A 26,991-nucleotide genomic window follows, 5' to 3' on the forward strand; every position below is an offset into this window, starting at 1 on the left:
GGGAGAGAAACCTGTTCAGCCCCTGCTCAGCCCCTGCGCAGCAGCCGTGTCGCGCCCGCGGCCACCGTCGTGGCGAGGACCCAGCCCAGCAGGATCACCACCGCGGACAGCCACTGCCAGCCGCCGCGCAGCTGCCAGTAGCCGACCTGGCCGAGATCGATGACCGGCAGCAGCAGGTCCAGCGCGAACAGCGAGGGGTTCCACGGCGGATGTTCGCCGCCTTTGAGCGGTGGATGGTCGGCGTGTGCGAAGGCTATGGAGGTCGCCGCCCACAGCACGGCCATCCACAGGGCCGCCCGCCCCGGCCGGTACCCGTAGGCGACCGTCCAGTCCTGCACGTACCCCCAGAGCTTGGCGGCGATCGGCAGGTTCTCGCGTCGGTGGCGCTGCTTGGCGAGCAGCACCTCGCGGGCGTCCTGGTCCTCGCCGCCGTTGCGCAGCACGGTCGCCAGCCGCTCGTACGGCTCCGGGTTGTACTCCGGAGTCGCCGCGGCCACCCACTCCAGACGCCGGGCCAGCGGGAACGGGCCGCGCGGCACGAGGTACTCGTACTGGAAGCCGCCCATCTGCAGCTGGCCCGCGCCCGGCCAGCTGGTCGCCCGGTCCATCAGGTTGACCACCTTCGCGCCGTTCAGCACGACCCGACCGCGTTGTGGCCGCTCGCCGAGGAAGCGCAGCTCGGGTACCTGGACGCGGCGCAGCGAGACCTCCTGGCCGTCCCGCAGGATCAGGCGGGCCTGCTCGAAGTCGACAGCGTCCCCGAACCGGCCGTCGTCGAGCCGGATCCCGCCCTCGCACTCGAACCGCTGGACGCGGGTGCCGCGCGCCGGGGTGCGGCCACTGGTGTGGAGGGGGTCGCCGACGCTCGCCGGGGTCAGGTACAGCGTGCGCTCGACGGTCAGCTGCGGTGCGTTCAGCGCGCGGCGGCTCCCGTACGGGTTGGCCAGCCGGCTGCCGCGCAGACTGAGCGAGACGCCGACCTTCGCGCCGCGCAGGCTCAGCTCGCCGTGCGACTCCAGCATCTCGGCCTGGAGGTCCTGCCCGACGGTCATCCCGTCGCCCGTGAGGGAGCGCCCGCGCCGGTCCCGGTAGACGATCGCCTGGTTGAGCAGCAGGTCCGTGCCGATGTGCGCGTCGGTGAGGCGTACGCCGTTGTGGAAACGGCAGCGCGGCAGATGCAGATCGCCCTCGGTGTGCACCCGGGCCGCCTCCAGCCGGGGCACCGCGCAGTCCACCAGGCGCACGGTCGTGAACCGGGCCTCCGGCAGCAGGACCTCCTTCTCGAACCGGCAGCCCTTGATCTCGACGTACGGCTCGACCGTGCCGCCCGCGAGGTCGAGGACGTCGACGATCTGGACGCCGGTCAGCTTGAGGGAGGCGACGCGGCCGTCGAGCGCGGGCGGTCCGTCCAGCAGCAGCCAGGCCACTATCCGGGCCCGCACACAGCGCTCGGGGCCCCATGGATGGCCGCCGTGCGGATCGTCCACGGTTGGGTCCCCGGCGCGCAGGTCGTACACGCTGCCGTTGCGGAACGCCTGCCACATCCCGGCTTCGGCGGCGGTCAGGTCATCGGGCAGTTCTCCGGCGCGGACGCCGGCCCCCTGGGTCACGGTCTTCCCTTTCTCCCCCGCTACTCGCGGGTTTCGTACAGTCGTTCCTGTGATGCCCGCTGGGTGACTGCCTGAACGCCGCTAGTGAAGGTGATCTTCCGGAACCCGTGCCAGGCACGAAATCGGGCCACGTGCCGCTCGGTGATCCACAGCCCGTATCAGCGATTGATACAGCAGTCCGGCGCCGGATCCCCGTCTGAGAGAATTGACCCCGTGATCTCCCGAATCGATCTGCGCGGCGACGCCCTCCCCGAGGGCTCCGCCCTGCGCGACCTGCTGCCCCGAGCCGACTTCGACGTTTCGGCCGCACTGGAGAAGGTGCGTCCGATCTGCGAGGCCGTGCATCATCGGGGAGACGCGGCGCTGATCGACTACGCGGAGAAGTTCGACGGCGTACGCCTGGAGTCCGTCCGCGTCCCGGCGCGGGCGCTCGCGGAGGCGCTGGAGCAGCTCGATCCGGCCGTCCGCGCGGCCCTGGAGGAGTCGATCCGCCGCACCCGTGCCGTCCACCGCGAGCAGCGCCGCACCACCCACACCACCCAGGTCGTGCCCGGCGGCTCGGTCACCGAGAAGTGGGTGCCGGTCGACCGGGTCGGGCTGTACGCGCCCGGCGGCAGGTCCGTCTACCCGTCGTCCGTGATCATGAACGTGGTCCCGGCCCAGGAGGCGGGCGTCGAGTCGATCGCCCTCGCGTCGCCCGCCCAGTCCGAGTTCGGCGGCCTGCCGCACCCGACGATCCTGGCCGCCTGCGCGCTGCTCGGGATCGACGAGGTGTACGCGGCCGGTGGCGCTACCGCCGTCGCGATGTTCGCGTACGGCACCGAGTCCTGCCCGCCCGCCAACATGGTCACGGGCCCGGGCAACATCTGGGTCGTCGCCGCCAAGCGGTACTTCACGGGGAAGATCGGCATCGACTCCGAGGCCGGTCCGACCGAGATCGCGATCCTCGCCGACGAGAGCGCCGACCCGGTGCACGTCGCGTCCGACCTGATCAGCCAGGCCGAGCACGACCCGCTGGCCGCCGCCGTCCTCGTCACAGACTCGGTCGCGCTGGCCGACGCGGTGGCCAAGGAGCTGGAGCCGCAGGTCGCGGCCACCAAGCACATCGAGGACCGGATCCTCCCGGCGCTCGCCGGCCGCCAGTCCGCGATCGTGCTGGTCGACGGCGTGGACGAGGGCCTGCGGGTCGTCAACGCGTACGGCGCCGAGCACCTGGAGATCCAGACGGCGGACGCGGCTGCCGTCGCCGACCGGGTCCGCAACGCCGGTGCGGTCTTCGTCGGACCCTGGGCGCCCGTCTCGTTGGGCGACTACGCGGCCGGCTCCAACCACGTCCTGCCGACCGGCGGCTGCGCCTGCCACTCCTCGGGTCTGTCGGTCCAGTCCTTCCTGCGCGGGATCCACATCGTCGACTACACGCGCGACGCCCTCGCGGAGGTGGCGCACCACGTGGTGGCGCTCGCCGAGGCCGAGGACCTCCCTGCCCACGGTGCCGCCGTCAAGGCAAGGTTCGACTGGAAGGTACCCAGCAAGTGACCGGCATCGACGACCTCCCCGTACGCGACGAGCTGCGCGGCAAGTCCCCGTACGGGGCGCCCCAACTCGATGTCCCCGTACGGCTGAACACGAACGAGAATCCTTACCCGCTGCCCGAGCCGCTCGTCGAGCGGATCGCCGAGCGGGTGCGGGAGGCCGCGCGGAACCTCAACCGCTATCCCGACCGGGACGCGGTCGAGCTGCGCACCGAGCTGGCCAAGTACCTGACGAAGACCGGCAAGCACGCGGTCGGCGTCCAGAACGTCTGGGCGGCCAACGGCTCGAACGAGGTCATCCAGCAGCTGCTGCAGACCTTCGGCGGGCCCGGCCGCACGGCGATCGGCTTCGAGCCCTCGTACTCGATGCACGGCCTGATCTCGCGCGGCACCGGCACCGGATGGATCTCGGGCCCTCGCAACGAGGACTTCACGATCGACGTCGCGGCTGCCGTACAGGCGATCGCCGAGAACAAGCCCGACGTCGTCTTCATCACCACCCCCAACAACCCCACGGGCAACGCGGTTCCGCCCGAGACGGTCCTCGCGCTGTACGAGGCGGCGCAGGCGGCGAAGCCGTCCATGGTGGTGGTCGACGAGGCGTACATCGAGTTCAGCCACGGCGACTCGCTGCTGCCGCTGCTCGAAGATCGGCCGAATCTCGTCGTCTCGCGGACCATGTCGAAGGCGTTCGGCGCGGCCGGGCTGCGCCTCGGCTATCTCGCCGCGCACCCGGCGGTCGTGGACGCCGTCCAGCTCGTACGGCTGCCGTACCACCTGTCGGCCGTCACACAGGCGACCGCGCTGGCCGCCCTGGAGCACACCGACACCCTGCTCGGATACGTCGAGCAGCTGAAGAGCGAGCGGGACCGGCTGGTCCTCGAACTGCGGGCGATCGGCTTCGACGTGACCGAGTCCGACGCGAACTTCGTGCAGTTCGGGCGGTTCGACGGCGAGAACGGGTCGCACATCGCCTGGCAGAAGATCCTCGACCGGGGCGTCCTGGTCCGGGACAACGGCGTACCCGGATGGCTGCGGGTCTCTGCCGGAACCCCCGCCGAAAACGACGCGTTCCTCGACGCGGTACGTGAACTGAAGAAGGAGCAGAGCGCATGAGCCGCGACGGGCGTGTTGGAAGAGTCGAGCGAGTGACGAAGGAGACGTCGGTCCTCGTCGAGATCGATCTCGACGGATCCGGCAAGGTCGATGTGTCGACAGGCGTCGGCTTCTACGACCACATGCTCGACCAGCTCGGCCGCCACGGTCTGTTCGACCTGACCGTGAAGACCGAGGGCGACCTGCACATCGACTCGCACCACACCATCGAGGACTCCGCCCTCGCGCTCGGCGCCGCCTTCAAGCAGGCGCTCGGCGACAAGGTGGGCATCTACCGCTTCGGCAACTGCACGGTCCCGCTGGACGAGTCGCTCGCCCAGGTGACCGTCGACCTCTCCGGCCGCCCGTACCTCGTGCACACCGAGCCCGAGAAGATGGCGCCGATGATCGGCGAGTACGACACGACGATGACCCGGCACATCTTCGAGTCGTTCGTCGCGCAGGCCCAGATCGCCCTGCACGTCCACGTGCCGTACGGGCGCAACGCGCACCACATCGTGGAGTGCCAGTTCAAGGCGCTCGCCCGGGCCCTGCGGTACGCCTCCGAGCGCGACCCGCGCGCCGCCGGAATCCTTCCCTCCACGAAGGGCGCGCTGTAAAGCCATGACAGGCCTCAACACCATCCTCATCGTCGTCGGGCTCTTCCTGCTCGGCGGTGTCTACTCCTTCGTCAAGCAGCAGATGCCGAAGGGTCTCATCGTGCTGCTGTCGATCGGCGCCGGCATGTGTCTGGTCGCGGGCGTCCTGAGGCTGGAGGTGTGGAATTGAGCTCCCCTTCCAAACGAGTAGTCGTCTTTGACTACGGCTTCGGGAACGTGCGCTCGGCGGAACGCGCCCTCGCGCGCGCGGGTGCCGAGGTCGAGATAACGCGTGACTTCGACAAGGCCATGAACGCGGACGGCCTGCTGGTGCCGGGCGTCGGCGCCTTCGCCGCCTGTATGCAGGGGCTGAAGGAGGCGCGCGGCGACTGGATCGTCGGCCGCCGTCTCGCCGGTGGCCGGCCGGTCATGGGCATCTGCGTCGGTATGCAGATCCTCTTCGCGCGCGGCATCGAGCACGGCGTCGAGACCGAGGGCCTCGACGAGTGGCCCGGCTCGGTCGAGCCGCTGCAGGCCGACATCGTGCCCCACATGGGCTGGAACACCGTCGAGGCACCGGCGGGCTCCCGGCTCTTCGCCGGCCTGGACACGGACGCGCGCTTCTACTTCGTGCACTCGTACGCCGTCCACGACTGGAACCTCGAAGTCGCCAACCCGGCGATGCGCGCACCGCTCGTCACCTGGTCGACGCACGGCAAGCCCTTCGTCGCGGCCGTCGAGAACGGCGCTCTGTGGGCCACGCAGTTCCACCCCGAGAAGTCCGGCGACGCCGGAGCGCAGCTGCTCACCAACTGGATCGGAACCCTGTAGACCATGGCCAAGCTCGAACTCCTCCCCGCCGTCGACGTCCGCGACGGCCAGGCGGTCCGCCTCGTCCACGGCGAGTCCGGTACGGAGACCTCGTACGGCTCGCCCCTGGAGGCGGCCCTCGCCTGGCAGCGGGCGGGCGCCGAGTGGCTGCATCTCGTGGACCTGGACGCCGCGTTCGGCACGGGCGACAACCGTGCCCTGATCGGCGAGGTCGCGGAACGCATGAAGGAACTGCACATCAAGGTGGAGCTGTCCGGCGGCATCCGCGACGACGCCACGCTCGCCGCGGCCCTCGCCACCGGCTGTACCCGGGTGAACCTCGGCACGGCGGCCCTGGAGACCCCCGAGTGGGTCGCCAAGGTCATCGCCGAGCACGGCGACAAGATCGCGGTCGGCCTCGACGTACGCGGCACGACCCTGCGTGGCCGCGGCTGGACCCGGGACGGCGGTGACCTCTACGAGACGCTGGAGCGGCTCGACAAGGAGGGCTGCGCGCGGTACGTCGTCACGGACATCGCGAAGGACGGCACGCTCCAGGGCCCGAACCTGGAGCTCCTGAAGAACGTGTGCGCGGCGACCGACCGCCCGGTGGTGGCGTCCGGCGGGGTCTCGTCGCTGGACGACCTGCGTGCCATCGCCGAGCTCGTACCCCTCGGTGTCGAGGGCTCGATCGTCGGCAAGGCCCTGTACGCGAAGGCGTTCACCCTGGAAGAGGCCCTGGAGGCGGTGGCCAAGTGAGTGATCTACGACGCGTCTCGACCGGAGCCCCCTGGGAGGACGCCTTCGGGTACTCCCGCGCGGTGGAGCTGCCGAACGGGCTGGTGCTGGTCTCCGGCTGCACGTCGATAGTGGACGGCGAGATCGCCGGAGGCGGTCCGTACGAGCAGGCGGTCAACGCGTTCAACGTCGCGCTGGCGGCGCTGAAGCAGCTGGATCTGGGCCGCGAGGACGTCGTACGGACGCGCATGTACCTGACCCACGCCCGCGACGTGGAGGACGTCGGACGCGCCCACAAGGAGCTGTTCGACTCCGTCCGGCCCGCCGCATCCATGATCATCGTCTCCGGTCTCGTGGACCCCAGTCTGGTGGTCGAGGTCGAGGTGGAGGCGTACCGAGAGGCGCCCGCGTCATGACCCTGGCCGTACGAGTCATCCCCTGCCTGGACGTCGACAACGGCCGGGTCGTCAAGGGCGTCAACTTCCAGAACCTGCGCGACGCGGGCGACCCCGTCGAGATGGCCAAGGTGTACGACGCCGAGGGCGCCGACGAGTTGACCTTCCTGGACATCACCGCGTCCTCGGGCAACCGCGAGACCACGTACGACGTGGTGCGGCGCACCGCCGAGCAGGTCTTCATCCCGCTCACCGTGGGCGGCGGTGTCCGCACCGCGGAGGACGTGGACAAGCTGCTGCGGGCGGGCGCGGACAAGGTCGGCGTCAACACGGCCGCCATCGCCCGCCCCGACCTGATCCGGGAGATCGCCGAGCGGTTCGGGCGGCAGGTGCTGGTCCTGTCGGTGGACGCGCGCCGGACCCCCGAGGGCACCTTCGAGGTCACCACCCACGGCGGACGCAAGGGCACCGGCCTTGACGCCGTCGAGTGGGCGCACCGGGCCGCCGAGCTGGGCGCGGGCGAGATCCTGCTCAACTCGATGGACGCCGACGGCACGAAGGACGGCTACGACATCGAGATGATCGAGGCCGTACGGAAGCACGTCACGGTGCCGGTGATCGCCTCCGGCGGCGCGGGCCGGCTGGCCGACTTCCCGCCGGCCGTCGCCGCGGGCGCGGACGCCGTGCTCGCCGCGTCCGTCTTCCACTTCGGCGACCTGCGGATCGGCGAGGTGAAGCAGGCGTTGCGGGAGGCGGGGCATCCGGTGCGGTGACGCCCCGGAGCCTCGTTCACGCACTCGTTCACGCACAGGAGAGGTTCGGTAAGCCCCGGTCACCTGGTGGCCGGGGCTTACTCGTGGCGAGAAGAGAAAGAAAAGTTGCGCAATTTATATTGCGCAACTTTTCTTTCGTATCTACGGTGATGGCATGAGCGGTACGGAGAACCTCCCGATCACGGACCTGGGCACCCTCAAGGCCCTGGCCCACCCTCTGCGGATGCGGCTGTACCGAGGGCTGTGCGTGGCCCGCACCGCCACCGCGTCCCAGCTCGCCGAGCAGGTCGACGAAGCGGTCTCACTGGTCAGCTACCACCTGCGCAAGCTCGCCGAGCACGGGCTGATCGAGGCCGCCGAGCCGCAGAGCGGGGACGCCCGCGAGCGCTGGTGGCAGCCCTCCTCGCAGGGCGTGAGTATCCGGGACAAGGACTTTCGGGACGCACCCGAGAGGGCCTCCGCGCATCTGGCGGCCACCAGGCTCTTCCACGAGCAGCGGGCCGACATGTACCGCCGCTACCTCGACGAACGCCCCACCTGGGGCTCCGAGTGGAACTCCGCCGCGCCGGACAACGAGTCGCTGCTGCGGCTGACCTCCGCCGAACTGGCCGAGCTCAGTGAGGAGTTGCTCGCCCTCGCCAGGAAGTACGACGAGAAGGGCCGCGCCGCCGAGGTCGCCGGCGCGACCGAGGGGCGCGAGAACGTCGCGCTGCACGTGTACGGATTCCCGTTCCGCACCTGAGAGTTCGCCCGCGCCCGCGCGCCCGAGAGAGGCCGTCGTCGTGACCGTCACCCCCGCGATATCCGCACCGCTCGCCGCCGAGCGCCCCGCCCATCGCGACCCGAACGTCCTGCGCTGGCTCGGCGCCTACACCGCGTCCATGGTCGGCGACAACATCTACTACCTCGCGCTGACCTGGGCCGCCGTCCAGGCGGGCACGCCCGCGCAGGCGGGGCTCGTGGCGGCCGTGAGCGCCGTGCCGCGCGCCCTGCTGATGCTCGGCGGGGGAGTGCTGGCCGACCGGTTCGGGCCCCGGAAGGTCGTCATCGGCAGTGACGCCGTGCGGTGCGCGGCCGTGCTCGCGGTGGCAGCGCTGCTCTTCGCCACGACCCCCGGGCTGTGGCCGCTGGCGCTGCTCGCCCTCGTCTTCGGCACGGTCGACGCCGTCTTCCTGCCCGCGGTGGGCGCCCTGCCGGCCCGTATCACCGGCCGCGACCAGCTCACCCGCGTCCAGGGCATGCGCGGCCTCTCCATCCGCTTCGCCAACGTCGTGGGCGCACCGCTCGGCGGCCTGGGCATCGCACTCGGCGGGCCGGCCGCGGCCTTCGGACTGGCCGGGCTGCTGATCGCCGTGTCGGTGCCCCTGCTGGTCACCCTGCGGGTCGCCGACCTCCCCGGGGACGACAGGGCCACCGAGCGCCCCACCGCCTGGAGCGACCTCCGCGACGGGCTGCGCTACATCCGCCGCCACCGTGTCCTCGCCCCGCTGCTCGTCGCCATCGCCCTCGGGGACCTCGGCTTCGTCGGCCCGCTCAACGTGGGGCTGACCCTGCTCGCCGACGAGCGCGGCTGGGGAGCCGCGGGGGTGGGCTGGGTGCTCGCCGGGTTCGGCGTCGGCGCGGGCGCCGCCGCGCTGCTGCTCGCCGTACGCGGGGGGCTTCCGCACGCCGGACGCGTCATGGCGGTGACGATCCTGGCGGGCTCGGTCGCGATCGGCGCCCTGGCCCACGTGCCGAACGTCTTCGCGGCCGCGGGCGTCGCCGTCCTCATCGGCCTGCTCACGGGCCTCAGCGGCGCCCTGTGCGGCGCGCTGCTGCAGACCCGGACCGACCCCGCCTACCTGGGCAGGGTCAGCTCGGTGTCCGGCATCGTCAGCCTCGGCCTCGCCCCGCTCAGCATGCCGGTGTCCGCCGCCGCGATCGGCGCGTGGGGCACGGGCCCGGTCTTCGTCGTCAGCGCGGCCGTGTGCGGCCTCGGCGGGGTGCTCGCGCTGTGCGTACGCGACCTCCGCCGGGCCGAACTCCCGAAGTAGCCGGACCCCCGAAGCGGATGTTCAGATGCCCAGCTGCTTCGCCTCGTGCAGCTTGGCGATCGCGTCCTTGTCGCCCTCCAGTTCCACGTCCGCGGCGTTCTGGCGGCCGTGCACGAACATGACGAGTTCGGACGGCTCGCCCGTGACCGTGACGACCGGCGTGCCCCGGTGGGCGACCGCCGTCTGGCCGTCCGGGCGGCGGAGCACCAGGCCGGTGGGGGCGCCGCGGCCCATGAGGCGGGCCCCGCGCTCCAGACGGGACCACAGGGCGTCCTGGAAGACGGAGTCGAGCTCGCGCGGAACCCAGTCGGGCTGGGCACGGCGTACGTCCTCGGTGTGGACGTAGAACTCGATCGCGTTGGACGCCTCGTCGATCTGCTTGAGGGAGAAGGGCGAGAAGCGCGGCGGCCCCGTACGGATGAGCTGGATCAGCTCCTCGTACGGCTTCTCGGTGAACTCGGCCATCACCCGGTCGAGGCGTGCGGCGAGCTGCTTGATCAGGATGCCGCCCGCGGCATCCGGGCGGCGCTCGCGCACGACCACGTGCGCGGCGAGATCACGGGTGTTCCAGCCCTCGCACAGAGTGGGGGCGTCCGGGCCCTCCGTCTCCAACAGATCGGCGAGGAGAAGTCGTTCACGCTTGGCATGGGTCGACATGTCAGCAAGCCTACGACTGCCCGCGGGGTCCGCCCAGTGGACAAGGGCACAGGAGTGTCGGACCGGCGCGGCACAATGGTCGTCATGACCAGCACGCCCCAGTCCAGCAGGCCCAGCAGCCTGGATCCCGAGATCGCCGCACGCCTCAGGCGCAGCGCCGACGGGCTCGTCCCCGCCATCGCCCAGCAGTACGACACCGGAGAGGTGCTGATGCTCGGCTGGATGGACGACGAGGCACTGCATCGCACGCTGACGACCGGCCGGTGCACCTACTGGTCGCGCAGCCGCCGGGAGTACTGGGTCAAGGGCGACACCTCCGGTCACTTCCAGTGGGTCAGGTCCGTCGCCCTCGACTGCGACGCGGACACCGTGCTCGTCAAGGTCGACCAGGTGGGCGCCGCCTGCCACACCGGCGACCGCACCTGCTTCGACGCCGACGTGCTCCTCAAGGACGCCGAGGACGCCATCGGCACCGAGGGCGCTGCCGACACCGAGGGCGCCGATTCCGGCGTACCGGCCGTGGATCAGTAAGGTCAGCCGCCATGGACCTCGAGACCTTCCGCAAGCTGGCCACCGACCGGCGTGTCATCCCCGTCAGCCGCAAGCTCCTCGCGGACGGCGACACGCCCGTCGCGCTCTACCGCAAGCTCGCCGCCGAGCGCCCCGGCACCTTCCTCCTGGAGTCCGCGGAGAACGGCCGCTCGTGGTCCCGCTACTCCTTCGTGGGCGTCCGCTCCGCCGCCACCCTCACCGAGCGCGACGGTCAGGCCCACTGGCTGGGCACGCCGCCCGTGGGCGTCCCGGCCGACGGCGACCCCCTCGCCGCCCTGCGCGCCACCATCGAGGCCCTCCACACGCCCCACGACCTCGCCCACGACCAGGGACTGCCGCCCTTCACCGGCGGCATGGTCGGCTACCTCGGGTACGACATCGTCCGCCGCCTGGAGAAGATCGGCCCCGGCGAGCGCGACGACCTGAAACTGCCCGAGCTCACCATGCTGCTCACCAGCGACCTCGCGGTCATGGACCACTGGGACGGCTCGGTCCTGCTGATCGCCAACGCGATCAACCACAACGACCTCGACACGGGCGTCGACGAGGCGTACGTGGACGCGGTGGCCCGTCTCGACGCCATGGAGGCCGACCTCTCGCGGTTCGTCTCACAGCCGCCGGCCGCGCTCCCGCCGTCCGAGCTTCCCGAGTACACCGCGCTGTGGGGCGGCCCCGACTACCAGGTCGCCGTCGAGGACATCAAGGAGCGCATCCGGGCCGGCGAGGCCTTCCAGGTCGTCCCCTCCCAGCGCTTCGAAACACCGTGCACGGCAAGCGCGTTGGACGTGTACCGGGTGCTGCGGGCCACCAACCCGTCCCCGTACATGTATCTCTTCCGCTTCGACGGCTTCGACGTCGTGGGCTCCTCCCCGGAGGCCCTGGTCAAGGTCGAGGACGGGCAGGCGATGGTGCACCCCATCGCGGGCACCCGGCCGCGCGGCGCCACCGTCCAGGAGGACCAGGCCCTCGCCGACGAGCTGATCGCCGACCCCAAGGAGCGCGCCGAGCACCTGATGCTCGTCGACCTGGGGCGCAACGACCTGGGGCGGGTCTGCGAGCCCGGCTCCGTCGAGGTCGTCGACTTCATGTCCATCGAGCGGTACTCGCACGTCATGCACATCGTGTCCACGGTCACGGGCCGGGTGGCCGAGGGGCGTACGGCCTTCGACGTACTCACCGCCTGCTTCCCCGCGGGCACCCTCTCCGGAGCCCCCAAGCCCCGCGCGATGCAGATCATCGACGAACTGGAGCCCTCGCGGCGCGGGCTGTACGGCGGCTGCGTCGGCTACCTCGACTTCGCGGGCGACTCCGACACCGCCATCGCCATCCGGACGGCCCTGCTCCGCGAAGGCACGGCGTATGTGCAGGCCGGCGCCGGAGTCGTCGCCGACTCGGACCCCGTCGCCGAGGACACCGAGTGCCGCAACAAGGCGGCGGCGGTCCTGCGCGCGGTCCACACGGCGAACCGGCTCGGACGACCGTAGGGCGCACATCGTCCCGGACCGCGGGAAACGGCCGTACAGCCGGACGTACGCGGACGACGTACGCGGACAGTGGGACGTGAGTCACGTGAACCCCGGGTGACGGTTCGCCCGGGGTTCAGGCGATAGTGGAGTACGTGACTGCTGTTCCGCACCCCCGATCCGAAGCCCCCGGACCCGCCAGGTCCGGCCGCCGAAGCCTCGCCCTCGCCCTGCTGTTCGGCGCGCTCGGCGCGGTCGTCGCGCTGCTCGCCTCACGGCAGGGCTGGTCGGAGGGCACCGCGACGGTGGCCGGCGGCGACTTCCCGCTGAGCGCCAAGGGCGGCGATGTGACGGGCGTGCCCGCGTCCCTCGCCATAGTGGGCCTCGCCGCTCTCGTCGCCGTCTTCGCCGTCCGCCGCGCCGGCCGTTTCCTGGTCGCCGGGCTCCTCGCGCTCTCCGGCGCGGGCACCGTCGTCTCGGCGCTCCTCGGCGCCTCCGACACGTCCGCGCTCGACGAGAAGGCGGCGCAGGCCTCCGGCGACAGCGGGGCGACCGTGGACGCCATGACCCACACCGCCTGGCCGTACGTGGCCGCGGCGGGAGGCCTACTGCTGCTGCTCGCCGGGCTCCTCGCCCTGCGGTACGGGCGGCTGTGGCCGGCCATGTCGGGGCGGTACGAGCGTGACGGCACCCCCCGGCCGCGCAAGACCCGGGTCCCGGCCGCCCCCGACCGGCCCGAGGAGATCTGGAAGGCGCTGGACCGGGGCGAGGACCCCACGGGCGCCTAGTACTCCGTGGGTCAACGGGCGCGGCACCCCCGCGCAGGCCGCACGCGCGCGTGCGGGACAATGGTCGGTGAGCGTCCGACTCACACACGCACAGAGCAACACAGATCATGAGGAGCTAAGTCATGGCGGGCACCAACCACGGTCACACTCCGGCCGCCTGGACCGGCGTCATCATCGCCGTCATCGGTTTCTGCGTCTCCGGTGCCTTCATGGTGATGGCCAACCCGCTGGGCTTCTGGGCCGGCATGGTCGTCGTGGCCCTCGGTGGCGTGGTCGGTATGGCCATGCGCGCGGCGGGCCTGGGCAAGCAGAAGGCCGCCCCCCGGACCCACCAGGTGGCGTCCGCGTCCGCCGAGAGCTGATCCTTCACGTGTGCTGAGAGGCGGGGCCGGCCTCGATCGCCGGGCCCGCCTCTTTCACGTACGGACGCGCTCCCTCGCGTACGGGCATATGTGCGGTGTGCGCCCCGGCGCGGCAGAATGCGTGGGGTGAACGCCGAAACCCAGAGGGTGACGCCCGCTCCCGGATCCGTACCGCAGGGGTCCGTGGCGCGGCGGCTCCTCGTGCCCGGCGGGATCCTCGCGGCCGTGGCCGGCGCCTTCGCGTACGTGGGGGCCGTCGATCCGAACGAACCGGGGCACTACCCCGCCTGTCCGCTGCTCCAGTACGCCGGCGTGTACTGCCCCGGCTGCGGCGGACTGCGCAGCGCGCACGCCGTCGCGCACGGGGACCTCGTGGCGGCGCTCGGGGCCAACGCGGTCGCCGTCGTGGGGTATCTGGTGTTCGCCGTCGTGTGGACCGTCTGGGTGATCCGTACGGTCCGGGGGCGGCCGCTGCGCATCGATCCCAGGCCGTCCGTCCTGTGGGGCCTGGGCGCGTTGCTGCTGGTCTTCACGGTTGTCCGGAACCTGCCGTTCGGTGGCTGGCTGCACCCTTGATCAATCGGGGAACGTCCAGGTAGTGGGACCGGCGTCAACCGGATGTGAGGCCTAAGCCCTCCTCCGGATACCATCGCAGTGACCACCGGTTTCATCCGCTGCGACGAAACCCGGGTCAACCGCAGAACCGCTTCAACCGTTCACCGTCAGGGAAGGGGGCCGCTCGCGTGAGTGTGCTCGACGAGATCATCGACGGAGTCCGTGCCGACCTCGCGGAGCGGCAGGCGCGCGTCAGCCTCGACGAGCTCAAGGAGCGCGCCGCGACGGCCCCGGCTGCCAAGGACGGTGTCGCGGCCCTGCGCGGTGACGGCGTCAAGGTCATCTGCGAGGTCAAGCGCTCCAGCCCGTCCAAGGGCGCGCTCGCCGCGATCGCCGACCCCGCCGCACTCGCCGCCGACTACGAGGCGGGCGGCGCGGCCGTCATCTCCGTCCTCACGGAGCAGCGCCGCTTCGGCGGTTCGCTGGCCGACCTGGAGGCCGTCCGCGCCCGGGTCGACATCCCGGTGCTGCGCAAGGACTTCATCGTCACCTCCTACCAGCTGTGGGAGGCCCGGGCGTACGGCGCGGACCTCGCGCTGCTCATCGTGGCCGCCCTCGACCAGCCCGCCCTGGAGTCCCTCATCGAGCGCGCCGAGTCCATCGGGCTCACCCCGCTCGTCGAGGTGCACGACGAGGACGAGGTCGAGCGGGCGGTGGACGCCGGAGCGAAGGTCATCGGCGTCAACGCGCGCAACCTCAAGGACCTCAAGGTCGACCGCGGCACCTTCGAGCGCGTCGCACCCGAGATCCCCGCGCACATCGTGAAGATCGCCGAGTCCGGCGTCCGCGGCCCGCACGACCTCATCGCGTACGCCAACGCGGGCGCCGACGCCGTGCTGGTCGGCGAGTCCCTGGTCACCGGCCGGGACCCGAAGACGGCCGTCTCCGACCTGGTTGCCGCGGGAGCCCATCCCGCGCTGCGGCACGGACGGGGCTGACGCTCCCGATGTACGCCGGCCGTTCCCTCGCCGCCACGACCACCCGTCCGGGCCCCGGCCCCGACGGCGGTCCGGCGAGCGTACGGTCGGCCGCCGCGGGCCCTTCGGTGGCCCGTGGCCCCTACGCCCGGCTTGCCCGCGGCTGCCGTCCGCGCGGCTGCCGGGCGCCCGCACGCCGCGTGCACGGACGCCGGGTCCGGTACGTCATCGGTGACGAGCCCGGCCAGGTCAACGGCATGCGATGGCGCCGGCGCGCACGCGCCACCGCCGACAGTGGGCTCCGCCCCGTCTCCTGACGGGGGCACGGCCCGGTCCGGCACCGCCGATCACCACCGATGACCGACGTGGGGCCTCGCGCCGTCGCGGCGGGGGGTGGTACGCCTCCACATGAGCGAACCGTCGGCGGCCGTGGCGCACACGGGACCGTCCATCCGACCTGTTGACCGGGGCTTTCGCCCCTGCGAGGTAACCGCATGCCCAGTGAGTTCTTCATTCCCGACCCCGAGGGTCAAATCCCCAGCGCCGAGGGGTACTTCGGCGCCTTCGGCGGGAAATTCATCCCGGAGGCGCTGGTCGCCGCCGTGGACGAGGTCGCCGTGGAGTACGACAAGGCGAAGTCCGACCCCGAGTTCGCCCGGGAACTGGACGACCTGCTCGTCCACTACACCGGCCGCCCCAGCTCCCTCACCGAGGTGCGGCGCTTCGCCGAACACGCCGGTGGCGCCCGGGTGTTCCTCAAGCGCGAGGACCTGAACCACACCGGCTCCCACAAGATCAACAACGTGCTCGGGCAGGCCCTGCTCACCCGGCGCATGGGCAAGACCCGGGTCATCGCCGAGACCGGCGCGGGCCAGCACGGCGTCGCCACGGCCACCGCCTGCGCGCTGTTCGGCCTCGAATGCACCATCTACATGGGCGAGATCGACACCCAGCGCCAGGCCCTGAACGTGGCCCGGATGCGCATGCTCGGCGCCGAGGTCATCGCCGTGAAGTCCGGCAGCCGCACGCTGAAGGACGCCATCAACGAGGCCTTCCGCGACTGGGTCGCCAACGTCGACCGCACCCACTACCTCTTCGGGACCGTCGCCGGACCCCACCCCTTCCCGGCCATGGTCCGCGACTTCCACCGCGTCATCGGCGTCGAGGCCAGGCGGCAGATCCTGGAGCGCGCGGGCCGTCTCCCCGACGCGGCCGTCGCCTGTGTCGGCGGCGGCTCGAACGCCATCGGCCTCTTCCACGCCTTCATCCCGGACGCGGACGTACGCCTCATCGGCTGCGAGCCCGCCGGACACGGCATCGAGAGCGGCGAGCACGCGGCCACCCTCACCGCGGGCGAGCCCGGCATCCTGCACGGCTCGCGCTCGTACGTCCTCCAGGACGAGGAGGGCCAGATCACCGAGCCGTACTCGATCTCGGCCGGACTCGACTACCCGGGTATCGGCCCCGAGCACGCGTACCTCAAGGACAGCGGCCGTGGCGAGTACCGCGCCGTCACCGACGACGCGGCGATGCAGGCCCTGCGCCTGCTCTCCCGTACCGAGGGCATCATCCCGGCCATCGAGAGCGCGCACGCGCTGGCGGGCGCCCTGGAGGTCGGCAAGGAGCTCGGGCCCGACGGGCTGATCGTCGTCAACCTCTCCGGGCGCGGCGACAAGGACATGGACACGGCCGCGCGTTACTTCGGCCTGTACGACGAGGGCGCCGACGCCGTCGTCGAGGCGGACGCCGACAGCGACGGCGCGGAGATCGAGGGGGACGCCAAGTGAGCGGCAACATCCAGCTGTTGAGCGACACCCTCGCCGGTGCGAAGGCGGAGGGGCGGTCCGCGCTCATCGCGTACCTGCCGGCCGGCTTCCCGACCGTCGACGGCGGGATCGCGGCCATCAAGGCCGTCTTCGAGGGCGGCGCGGACATCGTCGAGGTCGGGCTGCCGCACAGCGACCCCGTCCTCGACGGACCGGTCATCCAGACCGCCGACGACATCGCCCTGCGCGGCGGCGTCAAGATCGCGGACGTCATGCGCACGGTCCGCGAGGCGTACGAGGCGACCGGCAGGCCCGTCCTCGTGATGACGTACTGGAACCCCATCGACCGCTACGGCGTCGAGCGCTTCACCGCGGAACTGGCCGAGGCGGGCGGGGCGGGCTGCATCCTGCCCGACCTGCCCGTGCAGGAGTCCGCGCTGTGGAGGGAGCACGCCGAGAAGCACGGCCTCGCGACCGTCTTCGTCGTCGCGCCCAGCAGCAAGGACGCCCGGCTCGCCGAGATCACGAAGGCGGGCTCCGGCTTCGTCTACGCGGCCTCGCTGATGGGCGTCACCGGGACGCGTGAGTCCGTGGGCGCGCAGGCCCAGGACCTGGTGCGGCGCACCAAGGCCACCACCGACATCCCCGTCTGTGTCGGCCTCGGCGTCTCGAACGCCGTGCAGGCCTCCGAGGTCGCCGGCTTCGCCGACGGCGTCATCGTCGGCTCGGCCTTCGTGAAGCGGATGCTGGACGCCCCGGACGAGGCCGCGGGCCTGGACGCCGTACGCGCCCTCGCCGCCGACCTCGCGAAGGGTGTGCGCGGCACGGCCTGACGAGCGGCACCGCGTGACGAACAGCCGTTCACGTACCAGTCGTGCATGTACCAGCCCTACGTGTACGTAACGGACAATCCGCTCACTCGAACGGGTGGACCTGGGGCCGGGGAGGCGCGGTGCGCCTCCCCGGTTCGTTCTGCGGGATGTGAGCGAGAAGAACCGTGACGGAAAGCGCACCGCCCGCGAGCGGCTGGCGGAAGAGCGAGCGAAGCAGAAGACGGCGGAGAAGCGCCGGCGCGTGCTGATCGTGGGCGGTGCCGTCGTCTGCGTGCTGGCACTGGCCGCGGTCGGCGGTGTCCTGGCCGCGAACGCGGGCAACGACAAGACCGACACGGCGGGCCCGGTGACGGCCCCGTCGGGGGCGAACGGCGACGACAGCCTCGCCATCCCCGTCGGCAAGGAGAGCGCCAAGTCCACTCTCACCGTGTGGGAGGACTTCCGCTGCCCGGCCTGCAAGAGCTTCGAGGACGCCTACCGCTCGACGATCCACGAGCTGACGGACGCCGGACAGCTCAAGGTCGAGTACCACCTCGCGACCCTGATCGACGGCAACATGGGCGGCAGCGGTTCCCTGCGCGCGGCCAACGCCGCGGCGTGTGCCCAGGACGCCGGGAAGTTCCCCGCGTACCACGACGTGCTCTTCGAGAACCAGCCCGCCGAAACGGACGACGCGTACGCGAAGAACAGCAAGCTGACCGAGCTGGCCGGCAAGGTCGACGGGCTGGACACCGGCCCGTTCAAGAAGTGCGTCGACGACGGCGCGCACGACAGCTGGGTCGCCAAGTCCCACCAGGCGTTCCAGGGCGGCGGCTTCAGCGGCACGCCGACGGTGCTGCTGAACGGCAAGAACATCTACCAGGACCAGTCGATGACCCCGGCGAAGCTGAAGCAGCTGGTGCGGCAGGCCGACAAGGCGTGAGTCGCAGATCATGAGGCCGGTGGGCCGTGCGGCGCTTCGCGGGTGTCACATTCGCCCCGGGGGCCCCGCGGGTTCCGTCGGTCTCGTTATGGAGCCGTAGCCCGGGCGGGTTGCCGTACGTGCCGCCCGGCAAGGTAGCGTCGACCCTGCCATGGAATTTGCCTATATCCCCAGCCCGTCGCGCGGTGTGCTGCACCTCGGCCCCATTCCGCTGCGCGGCTACGCGTTCTGCATCATCATCGGCGTCTTCGTAGCCGTCTGGCTCGGCAACAGGCGATGGATCGCGCGCGGGGGCCGACCAGGCACCGTGGCGGACATCGCCGTGTGGGCCGTGCCGTTCGGCCTCGTCGGCGGGCGGCTGTACCACGTCATCACCGACTACCAGCTGTACTTCAGCGAGGGTCAGGACTGGGTAGACGCCTTCAAGATCTGGGAGGGCGGCCTCGGTATCTGGGGCGCCATCGCGTTCGGCGCGGTGGGTGCCTGGATCGGCTGCCGCAGCCGTGGGGTCCCACTGCCCGCGTGGGCCGACGCCCTCGCGCCCGGCATCGCCCTCGCGCAGGCCATCGGCCGCTGGGGCAACTGGTTCAACCAGGAGCTGTACGGGCGGGAGACGGACCTCCCCTGGGCGCTGCACATCACGTCCTCGACGGACGGCCGGGTGCCGGGCTACTACCACCCGACCTTCCTGTACGAGTCGCTGTGGTGCATCGGTGTCGCGGTTCTCGTCATCTGGGCCGACCGACGCTTCAAGCTCGGCCACGGCCGCGCCTTCGCCCTGTACGTGGCCGCGTACTGCGCGGGCCGCTTCTGGATCGAGGCCATGCGGGTCGACGAGGCCCACCACTTCCTGGGGATGCGCCTCAACGAGTGGACCTCGATCGTGGTCTTCCTCCTCGCCGTCCTCTACATCGTGCTGTCGGCCCGGCTCCGTCCGGGACGCGAAGAGGTCGTCGAACCGGGTGCCTCCGACGGGGACACCGACGACGACGGCGCCGCGGTGAAGCTGGACAAGGACTCCGAGGACACGGACTCCAAGGACAAGGACTCCGAGGGCAAGAAGTCCGAGGGCAAGAAGTCCGACGGCGACTCCGAGTCCAAGAAGTCCGACGCTGAGAAGGCCGAGGCCGAGAACAAGGACGAGAACAAGGACAAGGACGAGAACAAGGACGAGAAGGAGACGGCCGAGGCCGAGGCGAAGGACGAAGCCGGGTCGGCGAACAAGGCCTGACGTCAGTTCGTACGTGGAGGGGGCGCACCGAGTGATCGGGGCGCCCCCTCCACGCGTGTGCGCACGACTAGCGGCGGCGGGCCAGTGCCAGGGTGCGGTGGGCCGCCGCCACCACCGCCGCGTCGATGAAGCGGCCGTCCGGGAGGGCCTGGGCGCCGGGGTGGGTGGCCGCGGCCTTGACGACCGACTCGGCCGATTCGATGTCCTCCGGGGTCGGGAGGTAGGCCGTCTCGATCACCGGGAGCTGGCGGGGATGGATGGCGGCGCGGCCGAGGAAGCCCAGCTCGCGGCCGTGGGCACAGGACGCGGCCAGACCGGTGAGGTCGCGCACGTCGGGGTGGACGGACTGGGGCGGCGGGGCAAGGTTCGCCGCCCGGGCGGCCAGGACCACTCGGGAGCGGGGCCAGTCGAGGCCCGTGTCGTCGCGTACGCCGAGGTCGGCCCGGAGGTCGGCCTCACCGAGCGAGATGCCGCGCAGGGCGGGGTGGGCGGTGGCGATCGCGTAGGCGTGCTCGACGGCGAGGGCCGATTCCAGGAGGGCGTACAGGGGGATGTGCGGGGCCCTGTCCGCCGTACGTACGACCTGGGCGGGGGCCGTGACCTTGGGCAGGCGGATGCCCGAGAGGTTCGACAGGGCCGGGAGCGTGGCGAGGGTCCGGAGGTCGGTGGCGGACTCCGGGCTGTCCGGGGCGTTGACACGGACGTGCACCGGAACGGGGAGCGGGGACCGCTCGGACAGGAGGTCGGCGGTGGCGGCGCGGGCGTACTCCTTGCGGTCGGGGGCGACCGCGTCCTCCAGGTCGACGACGACCACGTCGGCGCCGGCGACCAGGGCCTTCGCCACCACTTCCGGGCGGTCGCCGGGGACGTACAGCCAGGTGAGAGGGAACGCGTCGGTTGCTCCTGGGACTCCGGTGGCCTCCGTGGTCACAGGGCGCCCTCCGCTCTCAGTGTGGTGATCTCGGCCTCCGTCAGGCCGAGTTCGGCGAGGACGGTGTCCGTGTCGGCGCCGTGCGGGCGGCCCGCCCAGCGGATTCCGCCGGGGGTGTCGGTGAGGCGGAAGAGGACGTTCTGCATGCGCAGCGGGCCCAGTTCGGGGTCGTCGACGGTGGTTACCGTGTCGAGGGCGGCGTACTGAGGGTCCGTCATGACGTCGCGTACGTCCTGGATGGGGGCCACCGCCGCCTCCGCCTTCTCGAACTCCGCGATGACCTCCTCGCGGGTGTGGCGGGCGATCCACGATCCGACCGCCTCGTCGAGGACGTCCGTGTGGCGGGCCCGTTCCGCGCCGGTGGTGAACCACGGTTCGGCGGTCAGGTCCGGGCGGCCGACCAGGCGCATCACGCGTTCGGCGACCGACTGGGCCGAGGTCGATACGGCGACCCAACTGCCGTCCGCGGTGCGGTAGGTGTTGCGGGGCGCGTTGTTCTGGGAGCGGTTGCCCGTGCGGGGCTGTACGTGGCCCAACTGGTCGTACCAGAGCGGCTGCGGGCCCAGCACCGTGAGGATCGGCTCGATGATCGCCATGTCGACGACCTGCCCGCGGCCCGTGCGGTCGCGGGCGGCGAGGGCCGTCATCACCGCGTACGCCGTGGCCAGGCCCGCGATCGAGTCGGCGAGGCCGAAGGGCGGGAGGGTCGGCGGGGCGTCCGGTTCGCCGGTGATCGCGGCGAAACCGCTCATCGCCTCGGCGAGCGTGCCGAAGCCGGGGCGGTGCGCGTACGGGCCGAACTGGCCGAAGCCGGTGACGCGGGCCAGGACCAGACGGGGGTTCACCGCCGACAGTTCCTCCCAGCCGAGGTCCCACTTCTCCAGGGTTCCGGGGCGGAAGTTCTCGACGATCACGTCGGTGGAGGCGGCCAGGCGGAGGAGGGTGTCCCGGCCGCCGTTCGTGGAGAGGTCCAGCGTCATCGTGCGTTTGTTGCGGCCGAGGAGTTTCCACCACAGGCCGATGCCGTTCTTCGACGGGCCGTGGCCGCGGGACGGGTCCGGTCTGCGGGGGTGCTCGACCTTGATGACCTCCGCGCCGAAGTCGCCGAGCATCGTGGCGGCGAGGGGGCCGGCGAAGAGGGTGGCGAGGTCGAGGACGTGGAGGCCGGTGAGGGGTGCCGGTGCGGTCACGGCGGTGTGGGTCATGGGTGGGGGGACTCCTGGTGGGGGTGGGGACGATCGGGAGGGGTTTGGCTAGGTGGTCGGCCTGGTCGCCAGTTGGGCTGTCAGGTCGGCGAGGGTGTCGAAGCCCGTGCCGTTGAAGTCGCCGATGGATGTGGCCAGTCGGTTCTTGAGCGGGGTCGTCCAGCGGGACGGGATCGCTTCGGGGGCGCCCGCGAGCAGGCCTGTGATCGAGCCGGTCGTCGCGCCGTTCGAGTCCGTGTCCCAACCGCCCGACACGGCACGGCAGATGGACGCCGAGAAGTCGCCGTCCGCGTGGGTGAGGGCGGCGGCGAGCAGGGCCGTGTTGGGGACGGCGTGGACCCAGTGGTACTCGGCGTGGGTGGTGTGCAGTTCGTCGACGATCGTGTCGAAGTCCCGGTGTTCCGTGGCCAGTTGGATCCCGTGGCGGACGGCTTCGGCGAGGCGGGACTCGGGGGGTACGACGGTGAGGCCCATGCGGAGGCAGGCGTGGATGTCGCTCGTGCCGGTGGCCGCCTCGGCGATGGCCGCCGCCGTGAACATCGCCGCGTAGACGCCGTTGGCGGTGTGGGTGAGGGTGGCGTCCCTGTGGGCCTGTTCCGCCGCCGTCGCCGGGGCGCCTGGGTTCGTCCAGCCGTGGGCGTCCGCGCGGATCAGGGCGCCGATCCACTCGCGGAACGGGTTGCGGTGTCGGGCCGTGTGCGGGGGTTCGATGCCGTCGAGGAGGTTGCGGTAGGCGACTCGCTCCGCGGTGAACGTGCGGCCCGCGGGGAGTTCGTCCAGCCAGAGGCGGGCCACGTCCGCGGTGGTGAAGTGCCTGCCGTGGCGTTGGAGGAGCAGGAGGTTCAGGAGGGGGTAGTTGAGGTCGTCGTCCTCCGGCATGCCGTCGATGTTCTCGGCGAGGGAGGTGGGGGCGGAGCGGCGGTTCCAGGGGTGGGTGGCCTTGAGGTCCGGTGGGAGGCCTCGTTCTGTGAACCAGGTGGTGAGGGGCCAGTTGCCGGTGGCTCTGGCGAGTTGGCGGATGCCGTCCAGGGGGAGTTTCTCCACTGGTTTGCCGAGGAGGCAGCCTGCGGCTCTGCCCAGCCAGGCTGCTTCCAGGCGGGGGTGGAGTGTGGTGGGGGGCAGGGATGTTTCTTCTTCCCCAGACCCACCCCTTCCCGAAACTGGGGGCGCTGCCCCCAGGCCCCCGGCTGTGCTGCTGAGGTCCGCTGTGCCCACCCTCCCCCACTCTCGGCTTCGCTCAAGTGGGGGGACCCCCATCGCCCCAGCGGAACGATTGCCCACAGCGGTAAGCGTGGTGCCGCCGACCGTTGTGGGCCAGTTGGGGCAGAGAGCTCGGATCCTGGGCAGGGCTGTTGGCTCCTTGTCCTTCAACCTGCTTGGTAGGTCTGCCAGTTCGTCCAGGAGGTCTTGGGCCAGGGCCCGTAGGTAAGGGGAGGCCGGTTGGGAGGAGGCGCCTGCTCGTTGGGGGGACTGGGGGCCGCCCGCCCTGTGCCAGCGGGCGGCGATGGCCGATGGTTCGCGGCCGTCCTGGCTTGCCTGGTGGAGTTCGTGGCCCAGGAGGTCCTCCGGCTGGACCCAGGTCAGGCGGAGGGGGGTCATGACAGCTCCGCGTAGGCCGTCTCGTGGGTACGGCGGCGGGTGGTGTCGCGGGTGAAGATCTCGCGGGTCACCTCTGTGAGCGTCGTCGCGGGGGCCTCCAGGTCCAGGCGACTGGACTCCGCCACCGTCTTGGCCCAGTCGGGCGGGATCTCCGCACCGAGGGCGCCCGCGAGGGCGCCGGACATCGTGGCGATCGAGTCGCAGTCGCGGCCGTAGTTCACCGAGCCGAGGACCGCGTGCCGGTAGTCGCTGCGGGAGATGAGCAACATGGCGAGGGCGACCGGGAGTTCCTCGATGGAGTGGATGCGGGAGGGGCGGCGGGCGCCCAGGGACGGGGTGCGGTAGTCGGGGCCGACCGTGTCGTAGGGCGCCACCGCCTCGCGCAGGGGGCGTAGTGCCGACTCGAAGTCCGAGTAGCGCGACGCCGTGTCGCAGACCGTTTCGATGGCCGCCCGTGTGCCGTCCTTCGCCAGGGAGAGGCACGCTTCGACCACCGAGTCCGGGGTCGCGCCGGGTGTGCAGGCTGCCGCCACCCCCGCCGCGAACACGCCCGCGGCCTCTCGTCCGTACGACGACTGGTGGGCGCCCGCGATGTCGAGGGCCTCGGCGTACGCGCCCGCCGGGTTGGCCGCGTTGACCAGGCCGACCGGGGCCATGTACATCGCCGCACCGCAGTTGACGATGTTGCCGGTGCCGGCTTCGCGGGGGTCCGCGTGGCCGTAGTGGATCCTTGTCACCAGCCACTTCTCCGCCAGGAAGATCCGGTGGAGGGGTAGCGCCTCGGCCTCCAGTTCCGGGATCCAGCGCGGTGTCGTCATCAGGTCGGGGACCAGGTGGTCGGCGACGGCGTACGCGTCCAGGTGGTCGCGGACCTTCGCGTACACCCGTACCAGCGCGTGGGTCATCAAGGTGTCGTCGGTGACGTGGCCGTCGCCCTTGTGGTACGGGGCGATGGGGCGGGCCGTGCGCCAGTCGTCGCCGTTCCAGGGGCCGACGATGCCGTGGACCCGGCCGCCGTGGCGTTCGGCGATCTGCTCGGGGGAGTAGCCCTCGACGGGGCCGCCGAGCGCGTCGCCGACGGCGGCTCCCACGAGGCTGCGGGTGATCCGTTCTTCCAGAGTTGCGGGTGCGGTGGGCGTCATGTCCGAATCATCCCCCTGAGAGGGCCAGTTCCGTGGCTGCCAGGAGTTCGGCGAGTTCCACCAGGTCCGTGCCGGTCAGGCGGGGGAGCGCGCAGCCCGAGAGCGTCCGGCACGCGTCGCGCCAGGAGGCGGGGATCGCCGCTCCGCCGCCGATCGCGCCGGTCAGCGCGCCGGCGAGAGCGGGGGCCGAGTCCGCGACCCGGGACAGACACGCGGCGGCGGGTACCGCCTCGGCGATCCGGCCGTGCGAGGCGGTCGCGAGGGCCAGGGCCACCGGGACGGTCTCGGCGGCGGCGATTCCGTAGCTGTAGACGTGGTCGACGATCTGGTGCTCCAGGAGGGGTACGAGGCTGAAGGCGCTGTCGGCCTCGCGGGCGAGCGCCAGCGCGTGGCGGGCGTTGCGGCCGATCTCCGTGGACTCCGGGAGTTCGGCGAGCGCGGCTGCCACGCAGGTGTCGGCGTCCTCGCCGGCCAGCGCGAGCGCGAGTGCCGCCGCCATCGCGCGGGCGCCGTGCACCCCGTCGCCGTCCTGGGTGTAGCGGGCGTCGAACTCGGCGAGTTCCGCTGCGAGTCGGGGGTCCCCGGCGTGGGCCACGGCCAGCACGCAGGCCCGTACGCAGGCCGCGTCGTCGAAGTAGTGGGGGTTGTCGTGGCCGGTGGCGGGCGGGCGCAGGCCGGTGGCCAGGTTGCCGAGACCGGCCCGTACGGAGATGCGGGCGCGCAGGGGGAGTACGGCCGACTCGACCTCGGGGGCGCGGTCGGCCGCCGCGGCGACTTCGCTGGCGACGGCGTTCCAGGACAGGTCGATGGCCGCGCGCATGCGGCGTTCTCGGCTCAGGTCGCCGAGTGCGCCGGGGTCGGTGGCGCGTAGGACCGCCTCCGCCGCGAAGGCCGCCCACTCGGCGTCGTCCGAGGGGCCGAGGCGTAGGGGTTCCGGGGGTTGGTTCAGGGCGATGGGGACGGGGAGGGTGGTGGTCGCGTTCTGTTCGGCGAAGGTGTCCAGTTCGCGGGTGAGGCGCCTGGTCCACTCCGGCATGCGGGCGGCTCGGTGTCTGGCGGCGGGCCAGCCTGCGGCGTCGCCTGCGGCCAGGCCCAGCAGGAGGCCTTCGATTCGCCTCGGGGTGTCGGTCCGGATTGCGATGTGCGGGTCCGTTGCGGCTGGGTGCGCAGTTCCCCGCGCCCCTGAGGGGGTGGGGGGCCGGGGTGTGAGGTGCGGGTCGGTGGGGGCTGAGTGCGCAGTTCCCCGCGCCCCTGAATCGGCTGGGGTCCGGAGTGTGATGTGCGGGTTCGTCGGGGCTGGGTGCGCAGTTCCCCGCGCCCCTGAAGGGGCGGCTGGGTGTGCCGTTCCTTGCGCGCCTGACGGGGCGCCCTCGTTCGGGTCGTTCAGCAGTTCTGGTTTCACTGGGGTACCTCGTCCTCGTCCGGGGTCAGGAGGTCCGCCACGTCCAGGATGTGGTGGCCGCGCATGGATGGGAGGCAGCTGCCTTTTGCCGGGCCGATCGCCGCGGACCAGGTGGGAGGGATCGACGAGACGCCCTTCGTCGCGCCGGCCAGGGCGCCCGCCACCGCTGCCGTGGTGTCGGCGTCGCGGCCCATGTTCACGGCGGTCAGTACCGCTTCCGTGAAGTCGCCGTCGGCGGCGGCGTACGCGCCGAAGGCCAGGGCGACGGCCTCGGGGGCGAGGTCGGTCCAGGGGTAGCCGCCGATGACGACGGCGGAGCGGACGGCGCGTTCGCCGCGGTGGGCGCAGGCGACGGCGCGGCGCAGCGAACGGGCCGTCCAGGAGTCGTCGGGGATCACCGCCAGGGCCGAGGCGACCACCACCATCGTCGGGGCGCCCGCCATCGCCGCGGCCACTCCCGCCGCGACCGCCTGGCCGCCGTAGATGCCCTCACCGTCGTGGCTCACCGAACCGTCGATGGCCACCAGGCGGGCGGCCTCCGCGGGGCGGCCCGCCGCGAAGACGCCGAAGGGGGCCGCGCGCATGGCGAGGCCGTCGCTCCAGGCGTGCCGGTGCTGGGCGGAGATCGGGGCGGCCAGGCCCCGCCGCAGGTTCTCCAGCGTGCCCCGCTCGCTGAAGCCCGCGCCCCGGAAGGGACCCTCGTCCAGGTCGGCGATCCAGTGGTGCCAGGCCGCCTCCACATGCCGGGGTGTGAGCGCCGAACCGTGCCGGGCCAGGAGCAGCCCCGAGAAGATCGCGTACTCCGTGTCGTCCGTGCCGGCCGGAGTCTCGGTCACGTACCCCGTGATGCGGCCCCAGCGTGCGCGGATCTCGGACGGCTTCATGTTCTCGGCGGGCGCCCCCAGCGCGTCACCGACGGCGAGTCCCAGCAGCGCGCCGCGCGCCCGGTCGCGGAGACCGGCGGCGTCCCCGGGGGCCGGGACCGAGGGAACGCAGGCAATCGAAGCCATGACGGTGCCTC

The 26,991-nt window shown here is 71.8% G+C and carries 29 protein-coding genes; 21 read left to right on the forward strand and 8 right to left on the reverse strand.

Annotated elements, in window-relative coordinates; translation table 11 throughout:
* Positions 1 to 26: 26 nt before the first annotated feature.
* A complete protein-coding gene (locus ACH4YP_RS31090; RefSeq protein WP_361062683.1) occupies positions 27 to 1,610 on the reverse strand; it encodes an oxidoreductase in 1,584 nt (527 codons plus the stop codon).
* 213 nt (positions 1,611 to 1,823) lie between these two features.
* Between ACH4YP_RS31090 and hisD the strand changes: the two genes are divergently transcribed.
* The 10 genes from hisD to ACH4YP_RS31140 all read left to right on the forward strand — a co-directional run bounded on the left by hisD (position 1,824) and on the right by ACH4YP_RS31140 (position 9,585).
* Positions 1,824 to 3,146 carry a histidinol dehydrogenase gene (gene hisD / locus ACH4YP_RS31095; RefSeq protein ID WP_398493935.1) on the forward strand — a complete coding sequence of 441 codons (1,323 nt, stop codon included), beginning with the start codon at positions 1,824 to 1,826 and terminating at the stop codon, positions 3,144 to 3,146.
* The gene (locus ACH4YP_RS31100) at positions 3,143 to 4,258 is read left to right on the forward strand and encodes a histidinol-phosphate transaminase (protein ID WP_398493936.1); all 1,116 of its coding nucleotides are present in this window, start codon (positions 3,143 to 3,145) and stop codon (positions 4,256 to 4,258) included. The genes hisD and ACH4YP_RS31100 overlap by 4 nt, the downstream gene beginning before the upstream one ends.
* On the forward strand, positions 4,255 to 4,857 hold the full coding sequence (hisB, locus tag ACH4YP_RS31105) for an imidazoleglycerol-phosphate dehydratase HisB (RefSeq protein ID WP_200398856.1): 603 nt from the start codon (positions 4,255 to 4,257) through the stop codon (positions 4,855 to 4,857). Before ACH4YP_RS31100 ends, hisB begins: the two co-directional genes overlap by 4 nt.
* A gap of 4 nt (positions 4,858 to 4,861) precedes the next feature.
* Positions 4,862 to 5,026 (forward strand): hypothetical protein, encoded by a 165-nt coding sequence (locus ACH4YP_RS31110; protein ID WP_361062674.1) that lies wholly within the window; start codon positions 4,862 to 4,864, stop codon positions 5,024 to 5,026.
* Entirely contained in the window at positions 5,017 to 5,667 is a 651-nt protein-coding gene (gene hisH / locus ACH4YP_RS31115) for an imidazole glycerol phosphate synthase subunit HisH (protein ID WP_361062671.1), read from the forward strand. Before ACH4YP_RS31110 ends, hisH begins: the two co-directional genes overlap by 10 nt.
* A gap of 3 nt (positions 5,668 to 5,670) precedes the next feature.
* On the forward strand, positions 5,671 to 6,405 hold the full coding sequence (gene priA / locus ACH4YP_RS31120) for a bifunctional 1-(5-phosphoribosyl)-5-((5-phosphoribosylamino)methylideneamino)imidazole-4-carboxamide isomerase/phosphoribosylanthranilate isomerase PriA (RefSeq protein ID WP_398493939.1): 735 nt from the start codon (positions 5,671 to 5,673) through the stop codon (positions 6,403 to 6,405).
* On the forward strand, positions 6,402 to 6,800 hold the full coding sequence (locus ACH4YP_RS31125) for a RidA family protein (protein WP_398493940.1): 399 nt from the start codon (positions 6,402 to 6,404) through the stop codon (positions 6,798 to 6,800). Before priA ends, ACH4YP_RS31125 begins: the two co-directional genes overlap by 4 nt.
* The gene (gene hisF / locus ACH4YP_RS31130) at positions 6,797 to 7,552 is read left to right on the forward strand and encodes an imidazole glycerol phosphate synthase subunit HisF (protein ID WP_189840332.1); all 756 of its coding nucleotides are present in this window, start codon (positions 6,797 to 6,799) and stop codon (positions 7,550 to 7,552) included. Before ACH4YP_RS31125 ends, hisF begins: the two co-directional genes overlap by 4 nt.
* 154 nt (positions 7,553 to 7,706) lie before the next feature.
* Positions 7,707 to 8,294, forward strand: coding sequence for an ArsR/SmtB family transcription factor (locus tag ACH4YP_RS31135; protein WP_398493941.1), 588 nt, complete (start codon positions 7,707 to 7,709; stop codon positions 8,292 to 8,294).
* A 40-nt stretch (positions 8,295 to 8,334) separates the two neighbouring features.
* Entirely contained in the window at positions 8,335 to 9,585 is a 1,251-nt protein-coding gene (locus tag ACH4YP_RS31140) for an MFS transporter (RefSeq protein ID WP_398493942.1), read from the forward strand.
* Positions 9,586 to 9,606: 21 nt separating this feature from the next.
* Here ACH4YP_RS31140 and ACH4YP_RS31145 read toward each other — a convergent pair whose 3' ends face one another.
* Positions 9,607 to 10,242: a TIGR03085 family metal-binding protein gene (locus ACH4YP_RS31145; RefSeq protein WP_359852816.1), complete on the reverse strand. Its 636-nt coding sequence runs from the start codon at positions 10,240 to 10,242 to the stop codon at positions 9,607 to 9,609.
* Between the two features lie 84 nt (positions 10,243 to 10,326).
* Here ACH4YP_RS31145 and hisI point away from each other — a divergent pair, with 84 nt between their 5' ends.
* From hisI to lgt, 11 genes are all read left to right on the forward strand, one after another.
* On the forward strand, positions 10,327 to 10,773 hold the full coding sequence (gene hisI, locus ACH4YP_RS31150) for a phosphoribosyl-AMP cyclohydrolase (RefSeq protein WP_361062657.1): 447 nt from the start codon (positions 10,327 to 10,329) through the stop codon (positions 10,771 to 10,773).
* Between the two features lie 11 nt (positions 10,774 to 10,784).
* Positions 10,785 to 12,278, forward strand: coding sequence for an anthranilate synthase component I (locus ACH4YP_RS31155; RefSeq protein ID WP_398493944.1), 1,494 nt, complete (start codon positions 10,785 to 10,787; stop codon positions 12,276 to 12,278).
* Positions 12,279 to 12,403: 125 nt separating this feature from the next.
* Positions 12,404 to 13,045: a TIGR02234 family membrane protein gene (locus ACH4YP_RS31160; RefSeq protein WP_398493945.1), complete on the forward strand. Its 642-nt coding sequence runs from the start codon at positions 12,404 to 12,406 to the stop codon at positions 13,043 to 13,045.
* Positions 13,046 to 13,167: 122 nt separating this feature from the next.
* A complete protein-coding gene (locus ACH4YP_RS31165; RefSeq protein ID WP_361062647.1) occupies positions 13,168 to 13,407 on the forward strand; it encodes an HGxxPAAW family protein in 240 nt (79 codons plus the stop codon).
* A gap of 117 nt (positions 13,408 to 13,524) precedes the next feature.
* Positions 13,525 to 13,983, forward strand: a complete 459-nt coding sequence (locus ACH4YP_RS31170) for a DUF2752 domain-containing protein (protein WP_398493946.1) — start codon at positions 13,525 to 13,527, stop codon at positions 13,981 to 13,983.
* 167 nt (positions 13,984 to 14,150) lie between these two features.
* On the forward strand, positions 14,151 to 14,960 hold the full coding sequence (gene trpC, locus ACH4YP_RS31175) for an indole-3-glycerol phosphate synthase TrpC (protein ID WP_361062641.1): 810 nt from the start codon (positions 14,151 to 14,153) through the stop codon (positions 14,958 to 14,960).
* 8 nt (positions 14,961 to 14,968) lie between these two features.
* Complete coding sequence (trpM, locus tag ACH4YP_RS31180) at positions 14,969 to 15,256, forward strand: tryptophan biosynthesis modulator TrpM (RefSeq protein ID WP_361062638.1); 288 nt, start codon at positions 14,969 to 14,971, stop codon at positions 15,254 to 15,256.
* 177 nt (positions 15,257 to 15,433) lie between these two features.
* Positions 15,434 to 16,726 (forward strand): tryptophan synthase subunit beta, encoded by a 1,293-nt coding sequence (gene trpB, locus ACH4YP_RS31185; protein WP_361062636.1) that lies wholly within the window; start codon positions 15,434 to 15,436, stop codon positions 16,724 to 16,726.
* Positions 16,723 to 17,538, forward strand: coding sequence for a tryptophan synthase subunit alpha (trpA, locus tag ACH4YP_RS31190; protein ID WP_398493948.1), 816 nt, complete (start codon positions 16,723 to 16,725; stop codon positions 17,536 to 17,538). The genes trpB and trpA overlap by 4 nt, the downstream gene beginning before the upstream one ends.
* A gap of 148 nt (positions 17,539 to 17,686) precedes the next feature.
* A complete protein-coding gene (locus tag ACH4YP_RS31195; protein ID WP_398493950.1) occupies positions 17,687 to 18,460 on the forward strand; it encodes a DsbA family protein in 774 nt (257 codons plus the stop codon).
* Between the two features lie 151 nt (positions 18,461 to 18,611).
* Complete coding sequence (gene lgt / locus ACH4YP_RS31200; RefSeq protein WP_398493952.1) at positions 18,612 to 19,691, forward strand: prolipoprotein diacylglyceryl transferase; 1,080 nt, start codon at positions 18,612 to 18,614, stop codon at positions 19,689 to 19,691.
* A gap of 67 nt (positions 19,692 to 19,758) precedes the next feature.
* On the opposite strand, the gene ACH4YP_RS31205 is transcribed toward lgt, so the two are convergent.
* Genes ACH4YP_RS31205 through ACH4YP_RS31230 form a run of 6 tightly spaced genes read right to left on the reverse strand, consistent with a single transcriptional unit; the run spans position 19,759 to position 26,980 of the window.
* Positions 19,759 to 20,622 carry an HpcH/HpaI aldolase/citrate lyase family protein gene (locus ACH4YP_RS31205; protein ID WP_398493954.1) on the reverse strand — a complete coding sequence of 288 codons (864 nt, stop codon included), beginning with the start codon at positions 20,620 to 20,622 and terminating at the stop codon, positions 19,759 to 19,761.
* Complete coding sequence (locus tag ACH4YP_RS31210) at positions 20,619 to 21,827, reverse strand: CoA transferase (RefSeq protein ID WP_361062621.1); 1,209 nt, start codon at positions 21,825 to 21,827, stop codon at positions 20,619 to 20,621. Before ACH4YP_RS31210 ends, ACH4YP_RS31205 begins: the two co-directional genes overlap by 4 nt.
* A gap of 48 nt (positions 21,828 to 21,875) precedes the next feature.
* The gene (locus tag ACH4YP_RS31215; RefSeq protein WP_398493956.1) at positions 21,876 to 23,426 is read right to left on the reverse strand and encodes an ADP-ribosylglycohydrolase family protein; all 1,551 of its coding nucleotides are present in this window, start codon (positions 23,424 to 23,426) and stop codon (positions 21,876 to 21,878) included.
* Entirely contained in the window at positions 23,423 to 24,568 is a 1,146-nt protein-coding gene (locus tag ACH4YP_RS31220; protein ID WP_398493958.1) for an ADP-ribosylglycohydrolase family protein, read from the reverse strand. Before ACH4YP_RS31220 ends, ACH4YP_RS31215 begins: the two co-directional genes overlap by 4 nt.
* Positions 24,569 to 24,575: 7 nt before the next feature.
* On the reverse strand, positions 24,576 to 26,048 hold the full coding sequence (locus ACH4YP_RS31225) for an ADP-ribosylglycohydrolase family protein (protein WP_398494300.1): 1,473 nt from the start codon (positions 26,046 to 26,048) through the stop codon (positions 24,576 to 24,578).
* On the reverse strand, positions 25,967 to 26,980 hold the full coding sequence (locus ACH4YP_RS31230; protein ID WP_361058580.1) for an ADP-ribosylglycohydrolase family protein: 1,014 nt from the start codon (positions 26,978 to 26,980) through the stop codon (positions 25,967 to 25,969). The genes ACH4YP_RS31225 and ACH4YP_RS31230 overlap by 82 nt, the downstream gene beginning before the upstream one ends.
* Positions 26,981 to 26,991: the final 11 nt, after the last annotated feature.

Source organism: Streptomyces sp. NPDC020747, assembly GCF_044334695.1.
Classification (GTDB): Bacteria; Actinomycetota; Actinomycetes; order Streptomycetales; family Streptomycetaceae; genus Streptomyces.